The organism is Terrabacter carboxydivorans (genome assembly GCF_039532035.1).
In the GTDB taxonomy this organism is placed as follows: domain Bacteria; phylum Actinomycetota; class Actinomycetes; order Actinomycetales; family Dermatophilaceae; genus Terrabacter; species Terrabacter carboxydivorans.
In genome coordinates this window covers 166626-187263 of record NZ_BAAARE010000006.1, presented here as the reverse complement: position 1 = coordinate 187263, position 20638 = coordinate 166626, and the positions used below count along the sequence as shown (strand labels likewise).

The window sequence follows — 20638 nt, the reverse complement described above, 5'->3', positions numbered from 1 at the left end:
AGCCCTCAAACCTTCAACGTCGACATAAAGGTTACAGTTTGGTCACGAACCAGTGCCCCGACGGTATGACGCGCCACAGGGTCGTTCAACCCACGGCGCGGCGTGTCGTCGCGGGGATTGCCCCATTTCCGGGAGCCGCGCCCCACGGGCCACACCAGCACCACCGGACAACGGGGCTGTCCGAGGGGACAGCCTCCCACGAACCCGCCCGAGTCGGGCGCCGGGGTCCCAGCGACCCACCGCCCCCGACCACAGAGCGACCTGGTCAGCGCGTGACCGGCGACGAGGGGACGCTGACGTCGATCGTCGAGCCCGGCTGGGGCAGCAGGAGCCTGACGAGCTCGGCCTTGCGGGCGCCGTTGTCGGCGCCGCCCCAGACGACGGTCTTGCCCCGGTCGCCCTTGGCCGTGACCGTGAAGGACACCTGGTCGGCCGCCGACACCGAGACTCCCGAGACGTCGGCCCGCAGCGCGGGCGACAGCGAGCCGAGGGCGGCGAGGGCCGCGTCGACCCCGGCCTTGGTCACCTGGGCCGCACCGGAGCTGACGAGAGGCACTCCGTCGGGGGCGCTCCCGACGGTCCTGAAGGTGAAGCCCTCGCGGTCCACGACGTCCACCTCACCTTGAGGGTTGCGCACGGCGAGCACGGCCACCCGCGGCGTCACCGTGACGACGACGGTGTCGGGGAGGCTGCGGCTGACCGAGACGCCGCTCCACGCCCGCCCCGCCAGCAGCCGGGCCGTGACGGCGTCGGTGTCGACCCGCATCAGCGGCCCACCGAGGGGCACCTGCGCGACGGTGCGCACCTGACCGGCGTCCGCTGCGCTCACGCCGCGGACCTCGACCTTCGAGACGGTCAGGACGCTGCTGAACCAGCCCAGCCAGACCACGACGCCGGCGACGGCCAGGAGGGCGACGAGGACGCCCGCCACCAGTCGTGGGCGACGGCGGGCTGCTGCCGCGCGGCGCTCGAAGCGCGTGCGCGACGACGCGAGACCGGTGCCGGCCACGCGACGGCGCGACGTGCCCCGCTCGAGCGTCACGGCGCGTCTCCCCCGAGGACCCGCAGCACCTCCGGGCCGATCATCGTGACGTCGCCGGCGCCCACGGTCAGGACGAGGTCGCCGGGCCGCGCCAGGCCCGCCACCATCGGCGCGACCTCGGACCAGGACGGCACGTAGTGCACCTCGACGTCCGGGCGGGCCGCCGTGACGGCATCGGCCACGATGCGTCCGGACACGCCGGGCACGGGGTCCTCCCGCGCGGCGTAGACGTCCATGACGACGACGACGTCGGCCGGTGACAGACCCGCCCCGAGCTCGGTCGCGAAGTCACGGGTCCGGCTGTAGAGGTGCGGCTGGAAGACGACGACGAGGCGTCCGGTGTCTCCGACGAGGTCCTTGGCGGTCCCGACGACCGCGGCGACCTTGCCGGCGTTGTGGGCGTAGTCGTCGACCACCACCACTCCCCCCGCCTCGCCCTTGGGCTCGAAGCGGCGTCGCGTGCCGGTGAAGGAGGCCAGGCCCGAGAGGACGCGCTCGGGATCCTGCCCCAGCCCGTGGACCGCGGCGGCGTAGGCCGCGGCGGCGTTGAGCGCGTTGTGGCGCCCGGGCACCCCGAGCGTCATCCGGCGCTCGTGGCCGCCGTCGCGCACGGTCACCGACGAGGTGACGCCGTCCTGTCGGTGGTCCTCGAGCACGACGTCCGAGGTCGGGTCGAAGCCGTAGGTCAGCACCCGCGTCCCCGCGGCCCGGGCCCGGTCGGCCAGCGCCACCGAGCCGGCGTCGTCGGCGCACGTCACGAGCAGCCCACCGGGCCGGATCGTGCCGACGAAGGCGTCGTAGGCGGCCTGCACAACATTGAAGTTCGAGTAGAAGTCGAGGTGGTCGGGCTGCACGTTGGTGACGATGGCGACCTCGGGCCGGTAGACGACGAACGACCCGTCGCTCTCGTCGGCCTCGACGACGAAGATGTCGTCGGCCCCGTCGTGGGCGTTCGTGCCGTGCTTCGCCAGCTCGCCACCGACGGCGAACGACGGGTCGAGCCCGCTCCCCTGCAACGCCACCGTGAGCATCGAGGTCGTCGTCGTCTTGCCGTTGGCACCGGCCACGGCCACGGGCCGTCGGCCCTGCATCAGGGCCGCGAGCCCCTGCGCCCGGTGCAGCACGGGCACGCCGCGCTCACGGGCGGCCACGAGCTCGACGTTGTCGTCCCGGATGGAGCTGCTCATGACGATCGCGTCGGCGCGCTCCTGATGGCCCTCGTGGAACCCGACCCAGACGCCGGCGCCCTCGCTCTCGAGGGCCTTGAGGACGGGCACGTCCTTGGCGTCGCTGCCCGTGACGCGGATGCCGCGGGCGAGCATGATGCGGGCCACGCCGGACATGCCGGCGCCGCCGATGGCGAGGAAGTGCACGCGGCCGAGCTCGGCGGCGGTCGGCACCGGCGCCCTGAAGTCGAAGCGGGCCGCCGCGAACGGGTCGTCCACCGTGGGCGTGTGCGGAGTCTGGGTCACGAGCGGTTCCTGCCTTCCGCCGCCCGGTCGACGAGGTCGGCCAGGGTCTCGTCGGCCGTGGGCTCACCGAGGGTGCGGGCGGCAGCTGCCATCCGGGCCACCCGCTCCGCGTCGGTCACGAGCGGGAGCAGGACGGTGTCGATCCAGTCCGGGGTGAGCGCGGCGTCGTCGACGAGCAGACCACCGCCTGCTGCCACGACGTCGGTGGCGTTGAGCACCTGCTCGCCGTTGCCGACCGGCAGCGGGACGTACACCGCCGGCAGGCCCACGGCGGTCAGCTCGCACACCGTGTTGGCGCCCGAGCGTGCGACGACGAGGTCGGCGACGGCATACGCGAGCTCCATCCGGTCGGCGTACGGGAGCACGACGTACGGCGCCCCCGTGCCGGTCGTCTCCGGGACGAACTCCTTGCCCAACCCGGTGACGTGCAGCACCTGGACGCCGCCCTCCGTCAGCCGCGCCACGCGGGCACGGAAGGCGTCGTTGAGGCGCTGCGCGCCGAGCGACCCGCCGGTGACGAGGACCGTGGGCCACTGCGGCTCGAGCCCGAAGTGCTCGAGCGCCTCGGCGCGGACGGCAGCCCGGTCGAGCGTGCTCACCTCGCGCCGCAGCGGCATGCCGACCCGCTGGGCGTGCGGCAGCGACGTGCTGGAGAAGGTCGTGGCCACCGCGCTGGCCCAACGGGCGCCGAGGCGGTTGGCCAGGCCCGGGCGGGCGTTCTGCTCGTGGACGACGATGGGCACGTGCCGACGCCGCGCCGCGAGGTAGGCCGGCGCGCTGACGTAGCCGCCGAAGCCCACGACGACCTCGGCACCGGTCTCGTCGATGGCGGCCCCGGCCGCGTCAACGGCGGCCTTGAGGCGCCCCGGGAGCCGCAGGAGGTCGGCGCTCGGACGCCGCGGCAGCGGCACCTTCGGGACGAACCTCAGGTCGTAGCCGCGGGCCGGCACGAGCCGCGCCTCGAGGCCCCCCTGCGTGCCGAGCGCCGTCACCCGCAGCTCGGGGTGACGGCGGCGCAGGGCGTCGGCGAGGGCCAGGAGCGGCGACACGTGGCCGGCGCTCCCTCCCCCGGCGAGCAGGACGGAGGTGGGCGAGGACAGCGGGATCACCGACTTCTACGACGTTGCGGGACGGAGCGGACGCGGGAGGGCAGCACCGCGAGGGACCGACGGACGAGGCTCGGACGCGCGTCGAGCAGGGCCTTGCAGCCCGGCTCGTTGCGCGCGAACGACAGGAGTATCCCCAGGGCGAGCAGTGTCGTCACGAGCGAGGACCCACCGGCGGAGACGAGCGGGAGCGGGACACCGATGACCGGGAAGAGGCCGATGACCGCACCGATGTTGATGATCGCCTGCCCGAGCAGCCAGGCCATGATGCCGAACCCGGCGATGCGCACGAAGCGGTCCTGGGTGCGGCTGACGAGCCGGAAGCAGGCCCACGCGAGGATGCCGAAGAGGAGCAGCACCATGAGCGTGCCCGGCAGGCCGAGCTCCTCGCCGATGATGGCGAAGATGAAGTCGTTGTGGGCCTCGGAGAGCCACTCCCACTTCTCCTTGGAGGCGCCGAGACCGACACCCCACCAGCCGCCGTCGGCGAGGGCGTAGAGGCCGTGCACCGACTGGCCGCACCAGCCGTCGGGGTTGGCGTTGCAGGTCGGGTCGAGGAAGTCGGTGATGCGGCTGGAGCGGTTGCTGCTGCCCGTCACGAGCAGCCCGACCCCGAGAGCGGCCAGCGCGCCGCCCACCGCGAAGACCCGCATGGGGGCCCCGGCGACGAGCAGCACCGCAGCGATGATGACGAGCACGACCATGGCCGTGCCGAGGTCGTGGCCCGCGAGGATCAGCCCGACGACGAAGGCACTGATCGGCACGAGGAAGGGCAGCACGATGTGCACGACGCTCGTGATGCGCGCCGACTTGTTGGCGAAGACGACGGCGCCGACGAGGACGAGCCCCAGCTTGGCGAACTCCGACGGCTGGAACTGCACCGGACCGATCGCGAGCCAGTTCTGGTTGCCGTTGACGCTGCGGCCGAACGGGATGACGGCCGCCAGCAGCAGGATCGACACCGCGACGATCGGGAAGGCGAGACGCTTCCACCAGCGGACGTCCAGACGACTGGCGAAACCGGCGGCCACCGCCCCGACGACCGCGAAGAGGAGCTGGCGCAGGAAGACCGAGTAGGAGGCCTCGTCGGCGAGGAGCGCCTCGACGCTGGAGGCGGAGAACACCATGATCAGGCCGAAGACGACGAGCGTCGAGGTGGCGCCGAGGATGAGGTAGTACGTCGTCAGGGGTGACTCGAGCTTGCCGATGATCGGCAGGGACCGGACGCTCGACGACGTGCCGGACGTGCTCGATGACGCGGCCTTGGCCGACCCCTTGGCCTTCGGGCTCGCGGCACCCGCCGCGTCGCCGGCGGTCGTCGTGCTCACTCCAGCCCCCCGTGTGCCTCCAGGTGCCGCCGGACCGCCTCCTCGAAGGCGTCTCCGCGGGCCCCGTAGTTGGTGAACATGTCCATCGAGGCAGCAGCCGGGGCGAGCAGCACGACGTCGCCCGGCTGCGCGAGGCGCGCGGCCTCCCTGACGACTAGGTCCATGACACCAGTGTCGGTCTCGGACAGGTCCACGACCGGGACATCCGGCGCGTGTCGGGACAGGGCCTGGGCGATCTGGTCGCGGTCGGCGCCGATGAGCACCACGGCGCGCAGCCGCGAGGCCATCTCCTCGACGAGGCTGTCGACGTCGGCGCCCTTGAGCAGCCCTCCCGCGATCCAGACGACCGAGTCGAACGAGCGGATGGCAGCGGCCGCGGCGTGCGGGTTAGTGGCCTTGGAGTCGTTGACGAACCGGACACCCTTGACCGTGGCGATCTCGGCGATCCGGTGGCGGTCGGGGCGGAAGGCCCGCAGCCCGTCGCGGACCGCGATCGGACCCACGCCGTAGGCGCGAGCCAGGGCTGCGGCCGCCAGGGCGTTGGCGACGTAGTGCGGCGCGATCGAGGGCGCGTCGCCCTGAAGGTCGGCGATGGTGCACAGCTCTGCGGCGGAGCGCTGCCGCTGCTCGACGAAGGCGCGGTCGGCGAGCACGTCCTCGACCACACCGACCATCGACGGCGCCGGTATGCCGGTGGTGAAGCCGATCGCGCGGCAGCCCTCGACGACGTTGGCCTCCATGACGAGCTGCTCGGTCTGGATGTCGGCGACGTTGTAGATGCAGGCCAGGTGGGTGTTCTCGTAGATCTTGCCCTTGGCCCGGAGGTACTCGGCGTAGCTGCCGTGCCAGTCGATGTGGTCGGGCGCGACGTTGAGCACCGCCGAGGCGACGGCCGAGACGGAGCGCTGCCAGTGCAGCTGGAAGCTCGAGAGCTCGACGGCGAGGACGTCGTAGGGCTCGGGGTGGAGCACCGCCTCCAGCAGGGGGGTCCCGACGTTGCCGGCCGACGTGGCGCGCAGCCCGGCGTGACGCAGGATCGAGGCGAGCATGTTGACGGTCGTCGTCTTGCCGTTGGTGCCCGTGACGGTGAGCCACGGGGCCGCGCCCTCGCGGGCCCGCATGCGCCAGGCGAGCTCGACCTCTCCCCACACGGGAATGCCGGCCGTGGCCGCCGCGAGCATGAGCGGGTCGTGGGGTGGCACGCCTGGGGAGGTGACGACGAGCTCGGTCCCCGCCGGGGGCTCGGCCATGTGCTCGGCACCGAGCCGGACGTCGACGTCGAGGATCTCGAGGATCGTGGCGCGCTCGCGGATCGCCTCGGTCTCGTCGCGGGAGACGGCGACGACGTGGGCGCCGCGGTCGGCCAGGGCGTCGGCCGCGGCGAAGCCGGACACACCGAGCCCGACGACGAGGACGTGCAGCCCCGACCAGTCGGCGTCCCGGTGGGTCAGTCCCTCGCGCGGCTCGTAGAGCGGGTCGTGGCTCACTGGGACCCCACCACCCACTCGGCGTAGAAGACGCCGAGGCCGAAGGCGACGAAGAGCCCGGCGATGATCCAGAAGCGGACCACGACGGTCACCTCGTTCCACCCGACCATCTCGAAGTGGTGATGCAGGGGTGCCATCCTCAGCACCCGTTTACCGGTGGTCTTGAACGAGGCCACCTGGGCGACGACGGAGAGCGTCTCGAGGACGAACATGCCGCCGAGGATGACCAGGAGCATCTCGGTGTGGGTCGTGATGGCGAGTCCGGCGAGGGCGCCGCCGAGGGCGAGCGAGCCCGTGTCGCCCATGAAGATCTTCGCGGGCGTCGCGTTCCACCAGAGGAACCCGAAGCAGGCGCCCATGCCGGCCGCCGCGACGAGCGCGAGGTCGTGGGAGTCGCGCACCTCGTAGCACTTGATGCCAGGGTTGGTCTGGCAGTTCTGGTTGTAGGTCCAGATGCTGATGAGGACGTAGGCGCCGAACACCATCGTCGAGACACCCGTCGCGAGGCCGTCGAGGCCGTCGGTGAGGTTCACCCCGTTGGACGCGCCGGCGATCATGACGTTGGCGAAGATGACGAAGAGGATGACACCGACGACGGTGCTGCCGCCGAGGGCGAGGCTGAAGTTCGTGTCGCGCACGAACGAGACGAGCAGCGAGGCGGGCGTGCGGTACTGCTCGTTGGGGAACTGCAGCGCGAGGCCCGCGAAGGTGATGCCGACGAGCGCCTGCCCGAGCAGCTTCTGCTTCGATCGCAGGCCGAGGCTGCGCTGCTTGCTGATCTTGATGAAGTCGTCGAGGAAGCCGACGAAGCCCAGGCCCGCGGCGAGGAAGAGCACGAGCAGGCCGCTCGCCGTGGGCGGGTTGAGCGTCAGGAGGTGGGCGAGGAAGTAGGCGCCGACCATCGCCGCGAGGATGACGGCGCCACCCATCGTGGGCGTGCCGCGCTTCGTGTGGTGCGAGGTGGGTCCGTCGTCGCGGATGAACTGCCCGTAGCCCCGCTTGACGAGGTACTTGATGAACAGCGGGGTGCCGAACAGCGAGATGAGCAGTGAGATCGAGGCCGCGAGGAGGACGCCCTTCATCACCGGTCCCCCTCTCTCGAGGACGCGGGAACCGGTGGGGTCGTGAGGCCGCCGCCCTCGGACGCGAGCCGGTCGCCGAGCCAGCGCAGGCCGCTGTCGCGGCTCGACTTGAGCAGGACGACGTCGCCGGCGCACAGGCGGGGTTCGAGCAGGTCGTGGGCGGCGTCGGTGTCCGGGACCCACTCCGAGCCCGGGAACGCGTCGGCGAGCGGCCGGGCGCCCTCGCCGACGGCCACGACGTGGTCGAAGGCGAGCGACGCGGCATACGCCCCCACGGCCGCGTGCTCGGCGTCGCTGTCGGGGCCGAGCTCGAGCATGCCCCCGAGGACCGCCCAGCGCTCCCCCGCCACGTGCATCGCGGCGACGGCGTCGAGCGCGGCTCGCATGGAGTCGGGGTTGGCGTTGTAGGCGTCGTTGACGACGACCACCCCGTCAGGACGGTCGGTGATCTCCATCCGCCAGCGGCTCGCCGGCTCGGCGGCGCAGAGGCCCGCGACGACCTGGTCGAGCGACAGACCGAGCTCGAGGGCTGCTGCGGCGACGGCCAGGGAGTTGCCGACGTGATGGGCGCCGCTCTGCTGCAAGGAGACTCGGGCCGTGCCCTGCGGGGAGACGATGGTGTATGCCGCCCTGCCGCGCTCGTCGAGGGTCACGTCGACCGCGCGGACGTCCGCCTCGGGATCCAGCCCGACGAGCTGGACGCGGGAGGCGAGGCCGGCGGCCATCGCGGCGACGAAGGCGTCGTCGGCGTTGAGGATCGACAGGCCCTCGGCCGGCACCGACTGCGGGAGCTCGGACTTGGCGCGGGCGATGTTCTCGCGGGAGCCGAACTCGCCGATGTGGGCGGTGCCGACGTTGAGCACGATGGCGACCTGCGGGGGCGCGATGCGCGTGAGGTAGTCGATGTGGCCGATCCCGCGGGCACCCATCTCGGCGACGAGGAACCGGGTGGTCGGGGTGACCCGGCACACGGTGAGCGGCACGCCGATCTCTCCGTTGAGGGAGTTGACGGGTGCGACGGTCTCGGCGACCGAGGACAGCACCGAGGCGAGGAGGTCCTTGACGCTCGTCTTGCCCGACGATCCGGTGACGCCGACGATGCGCAGCTCGGGGGCGCGGTCGACGACGGCCCGGGCGATCGCGCCGAAGGCAGTCTGAACGTCGTCGACGACAACGCACGGGACGCCCTCGACGGGACGGGACGTCAGGGCCGCCACGGCTCCTGCCTCGACCGCCGGGCCGACGAAGTCGTGGCCGTCGGCGGTCTCACCGACGCGCGCGACGTAGAGGCTGCCCGGTCCGCAGTCGCGGGAGTCGGTCGTGACGGTTCCGTCGATGACGACGGTCTCGCAGAGCTCAGGGGTCTGCACGCCGTGCACCTGGCCGCCCGTGACGTCACGGATCTCGCTGAGCGTCAAGGGGATCACGAGTTCACCCCCGACGAGGTGAGGGCTGCGAGGGCGGCGCGCACGGCGTCGCGGTCGTCGAACGGGTGTTTCACTCCGTGGATCTCCTGACCCTTCTCGTGTCCCTTGCCGAGCACCACGACGGTGTCGACAGGGCGGTCCTCCCCCGTGTCGACCACCGCGAGTGCGATGGCCTCGGCGATGGCGCTCGAACGCGAGCCACCGTCGATGATCTCGGTCGCCACTCCGGGCGCTCCGTCCCGGACGGCCTCGCGGGCCCCGGCCATGACCGAGGCCCGGATCTCGACCGGGTCCTCGGAGCGCGGGTTGTCGTCGGTGACGACGACGACGTCGGCCCGGCGCGCTGCGGCGGCCCCCATGGCGGGACGCTTGCCGCGGTCGCGGTCGCCGCCGGCGCCGAGGACGGCGATGAGCCGGCCGGCGGTCGAGTCCCGCAGCGCAGCGAGGGCGGCGTCGACGGCGTCGGGCGTGTGCGCGAAGTCGACGACGCAGCGCGGGCCCTCGGCGCCTCCCGGCGAGACGACCTCCATGCGGCCCGGCACGTCGGGGGCCACCGACATGGCGGACTCGACCTCGGTGGGCGTCAGGCCGATCTTCAGCAGGGCGAGCGCCGCCAGCGCGGTGTTGGCGACGTTGAAGTGCCCGGGCAGGTGCGAGACGAGGTCCAGGACCCGGCCGGTGGACCTCTCACGCAGCGAGAAGGCGCCGGGCCCGGCGGACGCGCGGCCTTCGCCGGGCGCGTCCGGCGACTCCACGGCGACCCAGTCGGCGTCACGGCCGCCCTCCTGGGAGGTGGCCAGCGTCGTCGTCGGCACCGAGGCCTGCGCGGCGAGGCGGCGGCCCCAGTCGTCGTCGACGCACACGACGGCCGCGCGGGAGCGCTCGGGGGTGAAGAGCGAGGCCTTGGCGGCGAAGTAGTCGTCCATCGTCGGGTGGAAGTCGAGGTGGTCCTGCGAGAGGTTCGTGAAGAGCGCCACGTCGTAGACGACGCCGTCGACCCGCCGCAGCTCGAGGGCGTGGCTGGAGACCTCCATGACGCAGGCATCGAGGTCTCGCTCGCGCATGAGCCCGAGCAGCGCGTGCAGGTCGGTGGCCTCCGGCGTCGTGCGCACCGACTCGATGCGCTCGTCACCGATCCGCGTCTCCACCGTGCCGATGAGGCCGGTGCGCTCGCCGTGCGCGCGCAGGGCCGACTCCACGAGGTAGGCGGTCGTCGTCTTGCCGTTGGTGCCGGTGATGCCGATCATCGTCAGCCCCTCGGACGGGTGGCCGTAGACCTCGGCGGCCACCGCGCCGAGGACCCGGCGCGGCTCGTCCGCCACGACGACGGGGACCGTCGGTGGCAGCGCGTCCAGGCCGGCCTCGTCGGTGAGGACGGCCACCGCGCCGGCGGCGACGGCGTCGGCGGCGAAGCGGGCGCCGTGCACGTTGAAGCCCGGCAGGGCGGCATACAGGTCACCGGGCAGCACGGCGCGGCTGTCCAGCGTGATGCCGGTGACGACCACGTCGGGGCCCTCGGGGCCGGTCGTGCGCACCGGAGAGGTCGCTGCGATCCGGGCCGTCAGGTCGCGAAGGAACAGGCCCGACGTGGCAGGTCGGAGGGGGGAAGGTGACACGTCATCCCAACTTACAGGCCATCCCGCTTGGCCCGCGCATTGCTGATGACCGTCGGGTCGTCGGACGACAGCGGCTTGTCGGCCCAGACGTGGTAGTTCAGGCTCGACTTCGGGCTGGGCGGAGCGCCGGTGCGCTCGAGGAGGTAGGACATCACCTGGTTGAAGACGGGTCCGGCCAGGGCGCCGCCGAACATCCCGGCGCTCGGCTTCTGGATGAAGACGGCCACGACGTACTTCGGGGCCTCGGCCGGGGCGAAGCCGATGAAGGAGGCCGTGAAGCCGTTGTAGCGCTTGAGCTTGTCGTCGTAGCGGTCGGCGGTGCCGGTCTTGCCGGCCACGCGGTAGCCCTTGATCCGGGCAGCCATGGCCGTGCCGTCCTTGCCCGTGACCTCCTCCATCATCCGCGACAAATTGACCGCGGTGTCCTGGGTGACGACCCGGATGGGCGTCGTCGGCGTGGACGGGATGAAGGTCCCGCTGTCGTTGACGGTGCCCTCGACGAGCGAGGGGGGCACCCGCACACCCTTGTTGGCGATCGTCTGGAAGACGCCGGCCTGCTGGATGGCGGTCACGGCGTAGCCCTGCCCGAAGAGGATGGTGTAGCGGCGGGTCGAGACCCAGTCCTTGGCGCCGGCGAGCAGGCCGGCGGACTCGCCGGGGAACCCGACCGGCGTCCTCGTGCCGATCCCGAACTTGCGGTAGTACGCCTCCATCATCGTCGGCGGGACCCGCTCGCCGATGAGCATGGTGCCCATGTTGGAGGACTTGGCGAGCACGCCCGTCGCGGTCATGTTCTCGACCCCGTGCGGCTCGTTGTCCTTGAACGAGGTGCCGGCCCGTGGAAGGCGCGGAGGCACGATGACCCCGGTGTCGGGGGTGATGACCCCCTGCTCGAGCGCCGCCGCCATCGTCATGAGCTTGCCGGTGGAGCCGGGCTCGAAGGCGTCGTTGAAGGCGTAGTTGCCCAGCGCCCCCGGCTTGGCGTCCTTGAGGTCGTTGGGGTCGAACGTCGGGTAGCTCGCGGCGGCGCGCACCTTGCCGGTGGCGACCTCCATGACGACCGCGGTGCCCGACTCGGCGCCGACGGCCGTCACCTGCTTGGCCAGGGCGTTCTGGGCGTACCACTGCAGGTCGGCGTCGATGGTCAGCTTGACGTCGCGGCCGTTGACGACCGGGGTGTCGACGCGCTGGGACCCCGGGATGATGTAGCCGTCACGCGCCCGCTCGGCGACGCTGACGCCGGGCGTGCCCCGCAGGGCCGTGTCGAACATCTGCTCGACGCCCCCGGCGCCGCTCTGGTCGATCGGCCGGACGAAACCGACGAGCTGGCCGAGCGCCATCGACGTCGGGTAGATGCGCTGGGCGGTGCGCTCACCGCTGATGCCCGGGATGCCGAGGGCCCGGATCTCGCGGTAGATCGCGGGGTTCACCTCCTTCTTGATGACGACGTAGCGAGTGCCCGAGCGGGTGAAGAGCTTGGTCAGCTGCGCCGTCGTCATCTGGAGGAGGGGCGCGAGGTCCGCGGCGGCGCGGGTGACGCCGACCTTGGTGCGCACCCCGTCGATGCTGACGACGTACTCCGGGATGATCGTGGGGTCCGCGGCGATGGTGAAGCGCTCCACCGAGTCGGCGAGGACCTGGCCGTTGGTGTCGAGGATCTGGCCGCGCATGGCCGGGGTCGTCGTCTTGACCGACCGCTTGAACAGCGCCGCCTCCTGCGTCGCGGACGCGTCGAAGGCCTGGATCCGCAGCAGCTGCCCGGCGAAGATCGTGAAGACGAAGAGGATCGCGACGAAGATGACCCGCGCGCGGCGGCGCGGGTTGGCACGCGAGATCCTGAGCGGGCGGCGGGGTCCTCGCGGGCCTCGGGGTCCGCGCGGGCCACCCGGGCCGCGGGAGCCGGGAGCGGCCTTCGCCGCCGGACCGCGGCCCCTGGCGGGGGCGGTGCCGGAGCGGTCGTTGCCGGGTCGCCGGCCCTGGCTCTGGGCGGCGCTCTGGGAACGTCCCTGGGACCGGCCCGGCGCCCCGCCCTGGGGGCGCGCACGGGAGGGAGCAGCGCCGCGTCCGGAGGATGTCGCGCGCGCCGTCGAGGCCGTGGACGCCGTCTTGGCACCGGGGGCTCGCACGCCGCCCTGCCGCGACGGACCGGCCTGACCCGCCTTATGGGACTGCGCGGTGCGTGCAGTGGAGGTCGCCGACGGGTCCCGCCGGGTCTGTCGTGCGGGCGCAGCTCCGCGACCGGTCCGTCCAGGATCGGTTCCTCGGGCCTGCGTCACACGATCACCTCGTCGTCGTCCGGTGCTGCCCACCGCTGACCGACGCGGTCCCGCTCGTCGCAGGCCCGGTCGACGCACCGGGCGTCGTGCCCAGTGTGGGCGTTGCGGGGGCCTGCCGGCTGGCACCGGGCGCCGTCGGCGTGGCGCCCGCGGCCGGCGTGGCCGAGGCCGCCGTCGCGGCCGCGCCGACCTTCGTCGCCGACGACAGGACCTTCTCGACCGACGACAGGACGGCGGGCGGCGTCGGGCTCGTGACGATCGGGAAGGCGTTGTTCTTCGTGGCCGCCTCGGGCTGGCCCGAGACCGTGCCCTTGGCGAGGTCGATGTAGCCGCGGGTGTTCATGCGGACCATCCCGAGCTCGGCAGCGCTGCGCGCGAGGGCGCCCGTGGCCGAGGCCCGGTCGATCTCCTCCTGGAGGTTGCCCGCGGTGTCGCTGAGGGTGGCCGACTGTCGCTGGAGGTCCCCGAGGGCGAGCGAGCCCTGGGCCAGGGCGGTGTTGAGCAGGAGCAGGGCGATGAGGCCGGCGATGAGCAGCGCGATGCACGTCGTGGCGAAGGCGCCGTTCCCGGTGCGCGTGATGCTGCTCGGGATGACCCGCAGCGGTGTGGGGGCTGGCCCGCGCCGCGGCGCGCGGAGCGGCCGGGCCGTGGCGGTCATCTGGCTCATCGGGTGGTTCCCTTCCTGGTCCTGCTGTCTGTGCTGCCGGTCGTGGTGTTCGTGGAGGTGTCGCGCACGCGCTCTGCGACGCGGAGTCGGGCCGAGGCGGCCCGGGGGTTGGTGGTGACCTCGTCGTCCCCGGGCGCCTCGGCGCCGCGGGTGACGAGCCGGAGGTATGCCGCGTGCTCGGGGAGCTCGACGGGCAGCCCGGGCGGGGTGCTGGAGGTGGCGCCCGCCGCGAAGGCCTGCTTCGTGGCGCGGTCCTCGAGGGAGTGGTACGACAGGACCGCGATCCGCCCGCCCACGGCGAGGACGTCGATCGCCTCGTCGATGGCGCGGCGCCAGACCTCGAGCTCGTCGTTGACCTCGATGCGCAGGGCCTGGAAGGTGCGCTTGGCCGGGTGACCGCTCTGGCGCTGGGAGGCCGTCGGGATGACCCGCCGAAGCATCTCCACGAGGCGACCGGACGAGGTGTAGGGCTCGACCGCGCGGTCCTGGACGACGGCCTTGGCGATCTTGCGGGCGAAGCGCTCCTCGCCGTAGTCGCGCAGGATGCGGGTCAGGTCCTCCACCGAGTAGGTGTTGAGCACGTCGGCCGCGGTCATCCCACTCGACTGGTCCATCCGCATGTCGAGCGGTGCGTCGACGCGGTAGGCGAACCCGCGGTCGGTCTCGTCGAGCTGGAGCGAGCTGACGCCGAGGTCGAAGAGGATGCCGTCGACGACGGGGAGCTCGAGGTCGGCGACCACCTGCTTGATGTCGTCGTAGACGGCGTGCACGGGGCGGAAGCGGTCACCGAAGCGCGCGAGGCGCCGACCCGCCAGGGCCAGGGCCTCGTGGTCGCGGTCGATGCCCACGACGACGCACTCGGGGAACCGTTCCAGCACGCCCTCGGCGTGGCCGCCCATGCCGAGCGTGCCGTCGACGTGCACCGCTCCGGGACGGTCGAGGGCCGGGGCGAGCAGCTCGAGGATCCGGTCACGCATGACGGGGACGTGGCGCTCCTGCGCCGGTCCTCGATCGCTCATGGTGCGTCCCTCTCACGCTCGTGCTCTGCGACACCCCTGCTGGTGCGCCTGTGGCGCACGGGGCTGATGTGACTCATGTGACCTGGCGGCGCATACAGGTCCGCCGTGGTCTTCTTCGGTGTGGGTGTGGCCGGTCGGCCGATGTGGCTCCGATCAGGTGGAGGGTGCTGATCGGGGCCGTTCGAATGCTGGTGGAGTCGTTCTGGGCCTGTGGTGCTGTGTCCACCTGGAGGCTGGTCCCCATCCGCTACGTCGCCCGGGACGGGGGAAGTCGTCCCGGGAGCGGAGCGGCTGGAGGCCGGCGTGCAGGTGGTCTTCGGTCGGGGATCTCGGAGGCGGATCTCGGGTGGTGGTGGGTCTGGGCTGGTGGGTCTCGGGCGGCACTGGTGGTACTGGTGTCCTGAGGGCTCAGAAGAGCCCCGGGATCACCTCCTCCGCCGTGTCGGCGAAGCTCTGCTCGGTCTGCTCGAGGTAGGTGTTCCAGACCGTGCTGTCCCAGACCTCGAGGCGGGAGCCGGCGCCGATGACCGTGACCTCGCGATCGAGCCCGGCGTACTGACGCAGGTTGGCCGGGATGGTGAAGCGTCCCTGCTTGTCGGGGATCTCGTCGGAGGCGCCGGAGAGGAAGACGCGCATGTAGTCGCGGGCGACCTTGCTCGTCGTCGGGGCCTGGCGCATCTGGTCCGCGACCCGGACGAACTCGTCCATCGGGTAGATGAACAGGCTGCGCTCCTGGCCGCGCGTGACGACGAGGCCACCGGCCATCCGCTCGCGGTACTTGGCCGGCAGGAAGAGACGGCCCTTGTCGTCGAGCCGGGGTGTGTGCGTCCCGAGAAACATGGTTCGCCACCTCCCCTTTGTCGACCCGCGGGCGCACCCATTCACTACCTTGATGCCCCACGATACTCCACTCTCCTCCACCGTCAACGATGTTTGGGCGTTTTCGACCCCGCGAGTCCCACGTTTTCGCAGGTCAGCCACGGTGGTGCGAAGTGGAGCGCTTCGAGCCCCCAAGGACGCTGGGTGCCGACCGGGCACCGGGCTCGCCCCGTCCACCCGACGTGGCCACACGGCATACGTCGTCCGAAAGGCCTGGCCGCGTGCTCAGCAACGGCCGGTCGACCGGCCCGACCGAACCGAACGGCTCCCCCGGTCGTTGGAGGTGGAGGAAAGTGGAGGTGGGCGACAGCGTCCACGGCTCCCAGCTCCGACAGGTCTCCATCCGGTCACGACCGAGGCAGCCCTACCGGTGACGAGGGTCCATGGGAGAAGATCGCCTGACGGGTGGAGCAGCCCGCCACGAGCGGTGCTGCGCCACGACATGGGGACGACCAGCGGAGGACAGTGTGACCACGACGGACACGGGGATCGAGACCACGGCCACTCCCGGCCGGCCCTCGGGCGGCGGCAGCAACGGGAGCGCCGGTGGGGCCGACCTCGGTCTCATCCACGAGGTGGCCGATCGCCTCATCGGGGCGATGACGAGCGTCATCGAGGGCAAGGCAGACGTCGTCCGCACCACCGTCACGGTGCTCTTCGCCGGCGGCCACCTGCTCATCGAGGACGTCCCCGGCGTCGGCAAGACGATGCTCGCCAAGACGCTGGCCCGCTCGATCGACGCCACGGTGCGGCGCATCCAGTTCACGCCCGACCTGCTCCCGAGCGACGTCACGGGCGTCAGCATCTTCAACCAGGACGCCCGACGCTTCGAGTTCCGCCCCGGGGCCATCTTCGCCAACGTCGTCGTCGGGGACGAGATCAACCGTGCCTCGCCCAAGACGCAGTCGGCGCTGCTCGAGTCCATGGAGGAGCGGCAGGTCACCGTCGACGGCACGACCTACACGCTGCAGACCCCCTTCATCGTCATGGCGACCCAGAACCCGATCGAGATGGAGGGCACCTATCCCCTTCCGGAGGCCCAGCGTGACCGCTTCATGGCCCGCATCTCGATGGGCTACCCGGCCCCCCGGGCGGAGCTCGACCTGCTCGAGACCCATGGCTCGAGCTCACCCCTCGACGCCCTGACGCCCGTCACCGACGCCGAGACGATCAACCGCGTCGTGCAGTCGGTCAGCCACGTGCACGCGAGCCCGGCCGTGCGCCAGTACATCGTCGACCTCGTGACCCGGTCCCGGTCCACGACGGCGCTGCGCCTCGGCGCCTCCCCGCGGGCCGCCCTGCACCTGCTCCGCGCATCGCGGGCCTACGCCGCGCTCGAGGGGCGCGACCACGTGATCCCCGACGACGTGCAGGTGCTCGCCGGGCCCGTCCTCGCCCACCGGCTCATGCCCTCGAGCGAGACCCAGCTCGCGCGCCGCACCACTGCCGAGGTCGTGAGCGACCTGCTGCGCCAGGTGCCGGTGCCGCCCGCAGCACGCTGAGCGGGGGACGCACATGCCGTCACTGCGGAGCGTCCTGACGACACGGGGCCGGGCCTTCGTCGGCGCGGGGGTCGTCCTCGTGCTCGCCGGCATCATCTTCGGATTCCGCGACCTCACCCGCTTCGGGGTCCTCCTCGTCGCGCTCCCGCTCGTCTCCGCGCTGCTCGTGCGCACGCGCAAGACCCGGATGCGCATCGAGCGCCACACCCACCCCGAGCGGATCAGCGTCGGTCAGGACGCGCACGTCACGCTCTCCTTCGAGAACGTCTCCAGCGCGACGACGCCGATCTTCCTCGCCGAGGAGCGGCTCGACTACGTGCTCGGTGACCGCCCCCGGTTCGTCGTCGGCCGCATCCCCTCGGGACGCGTGCGCGCGATCGACTATGCCGTCCGGTCGCATCTGCGCGGGCGCCACCACCTCGGCCCCCTGGGCGTGCAGGTGCAGGACCCGTTCGGCCTGGCCAACCGTAACGCGGTCCTCGAGGGGAGCGCCGACCTCGTCGTGCTGCCTGCCGTGCACCCGCTCTCCTCGAACCGCCAGCCCAGCTCGGGCGTCGGCTCGGAGGGTGAGCAGGCCCAGCTCATCGCGCTGCACGGCGAGGACGACGTGACCATCCGCGAGTACCGCGACGGCGACGACCTGCGCCGGATCCACTGGCCGGCGACGGCCCGAACCGGCGACCTCATGGTGCGCCAGGAGGACCGCCCCGCCCAGCGGCGTGCGGTCGTGCTGCTCGATCCGCGGCCGTCGGCGCACGGCGGCACCGGGGCCAACAGCTCCTTCGAGTGGGCGGTCACGGCCGCGGCCTCGGTCGCCGTGCACCTGTGCGAGTCGGGGTATGCCGTCCACCTCGTCTGCGCCGAGACCGTCGAGACCGCGCGGGCGGCCGACACGATGACCCCCGACGAGATCCTCGACGTGCTCGCGGTGGCGACGATGCGCGACGACACCGGCGAGGACGAGATCCTGCGCGCGGCCCAGGCGCTCGCTGCCGCCGGCGGTTTCCTCGTGGCCCTCGTCGGGCCCTCCGGACGCGAGCTGACCTCGCGCGTGGCGAGCCTGCGTCAGCCCGGGACGACCGGCCTCGCCCTCGTCCTCGACGCACGCAGCTTCGGGGAGACCCAGGCGGAGGAGGCCGAGCCGCACGTCGAGAGCCTGCGCCTCGCCGGCTGGCGCGCCGTCGGGGTGGAGCGTGACGAGGACGTCGCGCACGCGTGGGCCGTGCTGACCGCCGCGACCGTGGGAGGCAGCCGATGACCCGCCGCCGCTGGAGGATCACGCTCCTGGCCGCCCTCGCGACGCTCGGCGCGATCTACCCGATCACCACCCTCTTCGCCGACAACTCGTGGCTCGGCCCCACGGTGATGGTCATCGCCCTCGTGGCCGGCCTCGGCCTCGTCGGTCGCGGGTTGACGCGCTCGCGCGGCCTCGTCGTGGCCGTCCAGGTGCTCGTCACCACGTACGTCATCCTCGCTCGCTGGACCGGCGACTCCTTCACCCTGCTCCTGCCCACCCCCGCGACGCTCGAGGCGGCCAACTCGCTCGGGCTGCAGGCGCTCGACACGGTCAACCGCTACACGGTGCCGGCGCCGCTCAACGACGGCGTCACGTTCTGCCTCGTCATCGCGGTCGCCATCGTCGCGATCGCGGTCGACGCCATGGCGGCCACCTGGCGCAGCCCGGCAGCTGCAGGGCTGCCGCTGCTGACGGCATACCTCATCACGACGATCAACAGCAACGACGCCCTGGGGCTGCGGTTCTTCGTCGTGCCCGTGACGCTGTGGCTCGTCATGCTGCACACGACGGCGCGGGCCCAGTTCGGCCGGTGGAGCACGGCCAACGCGGCGTCGCACAGCGAGATCGACGAGGCGGCCCACGACCGCGACGCCTTGCGCTCCTTCACCGCCGGGGCGCTCAAGCTCGGCGCCGTGGGGGTCGTCGTCGCCCTCGTCGTCCCCGCGGTGGTCCCCCACTTCCCGCCGCGCTACCTCACCGAGGGCCTCGGGCGCTCCGGCGACAGCGGCGGCGAGGGCTCCGTCGGCTTCAACGACACCCTCGACCTGTCCCGCAGCCTCAACAACCAGGACCAGTCCCCGGTCCTGACCTACACGACGACGGCGTTCACGCGCGCCCCGCTGCGGGTGCTCGCCACGTCGTACTACTCCCGCGGCCAGTGGCTCGTCGCCGGCTCGACCGGCGCCCGGCCCGAGAACCCGCCGCCGCTGCCGCCGCAGGAGAAGCGACGCGACTACGTCATCACCGTCTCGGACAACACCCTCGCGGCGCCGCGCATCGCCGCGCCCTACCCCGTCGTGGCCGTCGCGATGGAGGGCACGCCGTGGACCATCGACCCGGTCACCCGCGACGTGCGTGTCGGCCGAGCCGTCAGCAGCTACCGCGTCACCTACGCCGACCTCGCCCCCACCCCCCCGCAGCTGCGCGAGGCCGGGGCGCCCGAATCCCCCGACATCACCGAAGACGACCTCAGCATCCCGGACCGCTCGCGCGACCTCGTGCAGCGCTGGTCGGACGAGGTCACCCGCGGGCAGGGCAACGCGCTCGACAAGGCCATCTCGATCCAGGACCACCTGCGCGACACGAGCCGCTACACCTACTCGCTCGACCTCGGCGAGCCGAAGCGCGACGCGCAGGGACGCATCCTCGAGCCCATCCAGAACTTCTACGAGACCCGACGCGGCTACTGCGTGCAGTTCGCGACGGCGATGATCATGATGGCGCGGGCGCAGGGCATCCCCGCCCGCATGGCCATCGGCTTCCTGCCGGGACAGCTCTCCGGTGAGCACTACGTCGTCCGCGCCAGCGACGCCCACGCCTGGCCCGAGCTCTACTTCCAGGGCTACGGCTGGCTCCGCTTCGAGCCGACGCCGGGAGCCCGCGCCGGCACCCCTCCGCCGTATGCCGTGCTCGGCTCCGACTCGGGACCGACCGGAGGCGGCCGCGGCGTGACCGAGTCGGCCTCACGAGGCCCCTCGAGGGCCGCGACGACGACGACCGCCGCCCCCACCGCGGTCGCGACGCCGGTGCAGAAGGGCGTGCTCGACCGGCTCGGAGCGTTCCTGACCCTGCGCAACCTCGTCCTGCTCGTCGCCGTCCTCGTCGGGCTGCTCGCCGCCTTCGCGATGCCGATCACGGCCTGGCTCGTGCGACTGCGGCGACGTCGAGCCGCCGTCACCCAGCAGGACCTCATCGAGGCCGAGTGGGACGAGCTCACCTGCCACCTCGGCGACCTCGGCATCGAGGCACCGGAGGGTGTGACCCTGCGGCAGCTGCGCGAGCGCTACGTGAGCGACGGCCACCTCGACGAGGACAACGCGACCGCCATGCGGCGGGTCACCTCGACCCTGGAGAAGTCGCGCTACGACCGACCCGAGCGCACGACACCCGAGGAGGCGTCGCAGCTGCACGAGGACATCCGCTCGATCCGCCGCCAGGTGGGGCGCACCCGCGCCTGGCAGGCCCGAGCCCGTTCCTTCTTCTGGCCCGCGACCGGCGTCTCCTTCTGGCGCTCGCTCCCCCAGCGCCTGACGTCCCGCCGTCGCTGAGCGGCCGCCCGGTCAGGGCTCGACGCCACGCGGCATACGGCATACGGCATACGGCATACGGCATACGGCATACGGCATACGGCATACGGCATACGGCATACGGCATACGGCATACGGCATACGGCATACGGCACCCTCGGGCGTCTCGGGGCGCGCGCGACGCGAAGGAGC

Annotated in this window: 15 protein-coding genes; 3 read left to right on the top strand and 12 right to left on the bottom strand. The window is 72.3% G+C overall.

From position 1 onward, the window contains the following. Positions 1–265: 265 nt before the first annotated feature. The 12 genes from ABD297_RS08410 to mraZ form a co-directional block, all read right to left on the bottom strand. Positions 266–1042: a cell division protein FtsQ/DivIB gene (locus ABD297_RS08410; protein ID WP_344254422.1), complete on the bottom strand. Its 777-nt coding sequence runs from the start codon at positions 1040–1042 to the stop codon at positions 266–268. After that, a complete protein-coding gene (murC, locus tag ABD297_RS08405; RefSeq protein WP_344254420.1) occupies positions 1039–2514 on the bottom strand; it encodes a UDP-N-acetylmuramate--L-alanine ligase in 1476 nt (491 codons plus the stop codon). The genes ABD297_RS08410 and murC overlap by 4 nt, the downstream gene beginning before the upstream one ends. Continuing rightward, positions 2511–3623, bottom strand: coding sequence for an undecaprenyldiphospho-muramoylpentapeptide beta-N-acetylglucosaminyltransferase (murG, locus tag ABD297_RS08400; protein ID WP_344254419.1), 1113 nt, complete (start codon positions 3621–3623; stop codon positions 2511–2513). The genes murC and murG overlap by 4 nt, the downstream gene beginning before the upstream one ends. Next, a complete protein-coding gene (ftsW, locus tag ABD297_RS08395) occupies positions 3620–4948 on the bottom strand; it encodes a putative lipid II flippase FtsW (RefSeq protein ID WP_344254418.1) in 1329 nt (442 codons plus the stop codon). Before ftsW ends, murG begins: the two co-directional genes overlap by 4 nt. Beyond that, entirely contained in the window at positions 4945–6435 is a 1491-nt protein-coding gene (gene murD / locus ABD297_RS08390; protein ID WP_344254417.1) for a UDP-N-acetylmuramoyl-L-alanine--D-glutamate ligase, read from the bottom strand. Before murD ends, ftsW begins: the two co-directional genes overlap by 4 nt. Next, entirely contained in the window at positions 6432–7517 is a 1086-nt protein-coding gene (mraY, locus tag ABD297_RS08385; RefSeq protein ID WP_147063725.1) for a phospho-N-acetylmuramoyl-pentapeptide-transferase, read from the bottom strand. Before mraY ends, murD begins: the two co-directional genes overlap by 4 nt. Beyond that, a complete protein-coding gene (locus ABD297_RS08380) occupies positions 7517–8944 on the bottom strand; it encodes a UDP-N-acetylmuramoyl-tripeptide--D-alanyl-D-alanine ligase (protein WP_344254416.1) in 1428 nt (475 codons plus the stop codon). Before ABD297_RS08380 ends, mraY begins: the two co-directional genes overlap by 1 nt. After that, entirely contained in the window at positions 8941–10560 is a 1620-nt protein-coding gene (locus ABD297_RS08375; RefSeq protein WP_344254415.1) for a UDP-N-acetylmuramoyl-L-alanyl-D-glutamate--2,6-diaminopimelate ligase, read from the bottom strand. Before ABD297_RS08375 ends, ABD297_RS08380 begins: the two co-directional genes overlap by 4 nt. An 11-nt stretch (positions 10561–10571) precedes the next feature. Beyond that, positions 10572–12686 carry a peptidoglycan D,D-transpeptidase FtsI family protein gene (locus ABD297_RS08370; protein ID WP_344254413.1) on the bottom strand — a complete coding sequence of 705 codons (2115 nt, stop codon included), beginning with the start codon at positions 12684–12686 and terminating at the stop codon, positions 10572–10574. A 154-nt stretch (positions 12687–12840) separates the two neighbouring features. Continuing rightward, entirely contained in the window at positions 12841–13503 is a 663-nt protein-coding gene (ftsL, locus tag ABD297_RS08365; protein ID WP_344254412.1) for a cell division protein FtsL, read from the bottom strand. Further along, a complete protein-coding gene (gene rsmH / locus ABD297_RS08360) occupies positions 13500–14522 on the bottom strand; it encodes a 16S rRNA (cytosine(1402)-N(4))-methyltransferase RsmH (RefSeq protein WP_344254411.1) in 1023 nt (340 codons plus the stop codon). Before rsmH ends, ftsL begins: the two co-directional genes overlap by 4 nt. Positions 14523–14930: 408 nt before the next feature. Then, complete coding sequence (mraZ, locus tag ABD297_RS08355; protein ID WP_344254410.1) at positions 14931–15362, bottom strand: division/cell wall cluster transcriptional repressor MraZ; 432 nt, start codon at positions 15360–15362, stop codon at positions 14931–14933. Positions 15363–15868: 506 nt separating this feature from the next. Between mraZ and ABD297_RS08350 the strand changes: the two genes are divergently transcribed. From ABD297_RS08350 to ABD297_RS08340, 3 genes are read left to right on the top strand one after another with little or no spacing between them, the layout of a single operon-like run. After that, positions 15869–16903, top strand: coding sequence for an AAA family ATPase (locus ABD297_RS08350; RefSeq protein WP_425581149.1), 1035 nt, complete (start codon positions 15869–15871; stop codon positions 16901–16903). A gap of 13 nt (positions 16904–16916) precedes the next feature. Then, positions 16917–18161: a DUF58 domain-containing protein gene (locus tag ABD297_RS08345; RefSeq protein WP_344254409.1), complete on the top strand. Its 1245-nt coding sequence runs from the start codon at positions 16917–16919 to the stop codon at positions 18159–18161. Beyond that, on the top strand, positions 18158–20467 hold the full coding sequence (locus tag ABD297_RS08340; RefSeq protein WP_344254408.1) for a transglutaminase TgpA family protein: 2310 nt from the start codon (positions 18158–18160) through the stop codon (positions 20465–20467). The genes ABD297_RS08345 and ABD297_RS08340 overlap by 4 nt, the downstream gene beginning before the upstream one ends. Positions 20468–20638: the final 171 nt, after the last annotated feature.

What these genes read in the sequence shown, in the direction of transcription:
- mraY (WP_147063725.1), bottom strand. Translation starts at nt 7,517, where the DNA reads ATGAAGGGCGTCCTCCTCGCGGCCTCGATCTCACTGCTCATCTCGCTG.
- ftsL (WP_344254412.1), bottom strand. Translation starts at nt 13,503, where the DNA reads ATGAGCCAGATGACCGCCACGGCCCGGCCGCTCCGCGCGCCGCGGCGC.
- rsmH (WP_344254411.1), bottom strand. Translation starts at nt 14,522, where the DNA reads ATGAGCGATCGAGGACCGGCGCAGGAGCGCCACGTCCCCGTCATGCGT.
- mraZ (WP_344254410.1), bottom strand. Translation starts at nt 15,362, where the DNA reads ATGTTTCTCGGGACGCACACACCCCGGCTCGACGACAAGGGCCGTCTC.
- ABD297_RS08345 (WP_344254409.1), top strand. Translation starts at nt 16,917, where the DNA reads ATGCCGTCACTGCGGAGCGTCCTGACGACACGGGGCCGGGCCTTCGTC.
- ABD297_RS08340 (WP_344254408.1), top strand. Translation starts at nt 18,158, where the DNA reads ATGACCCGCCGCCGCTGGAGGATCACGCTCCTGGCCGCCCTCGCGACG.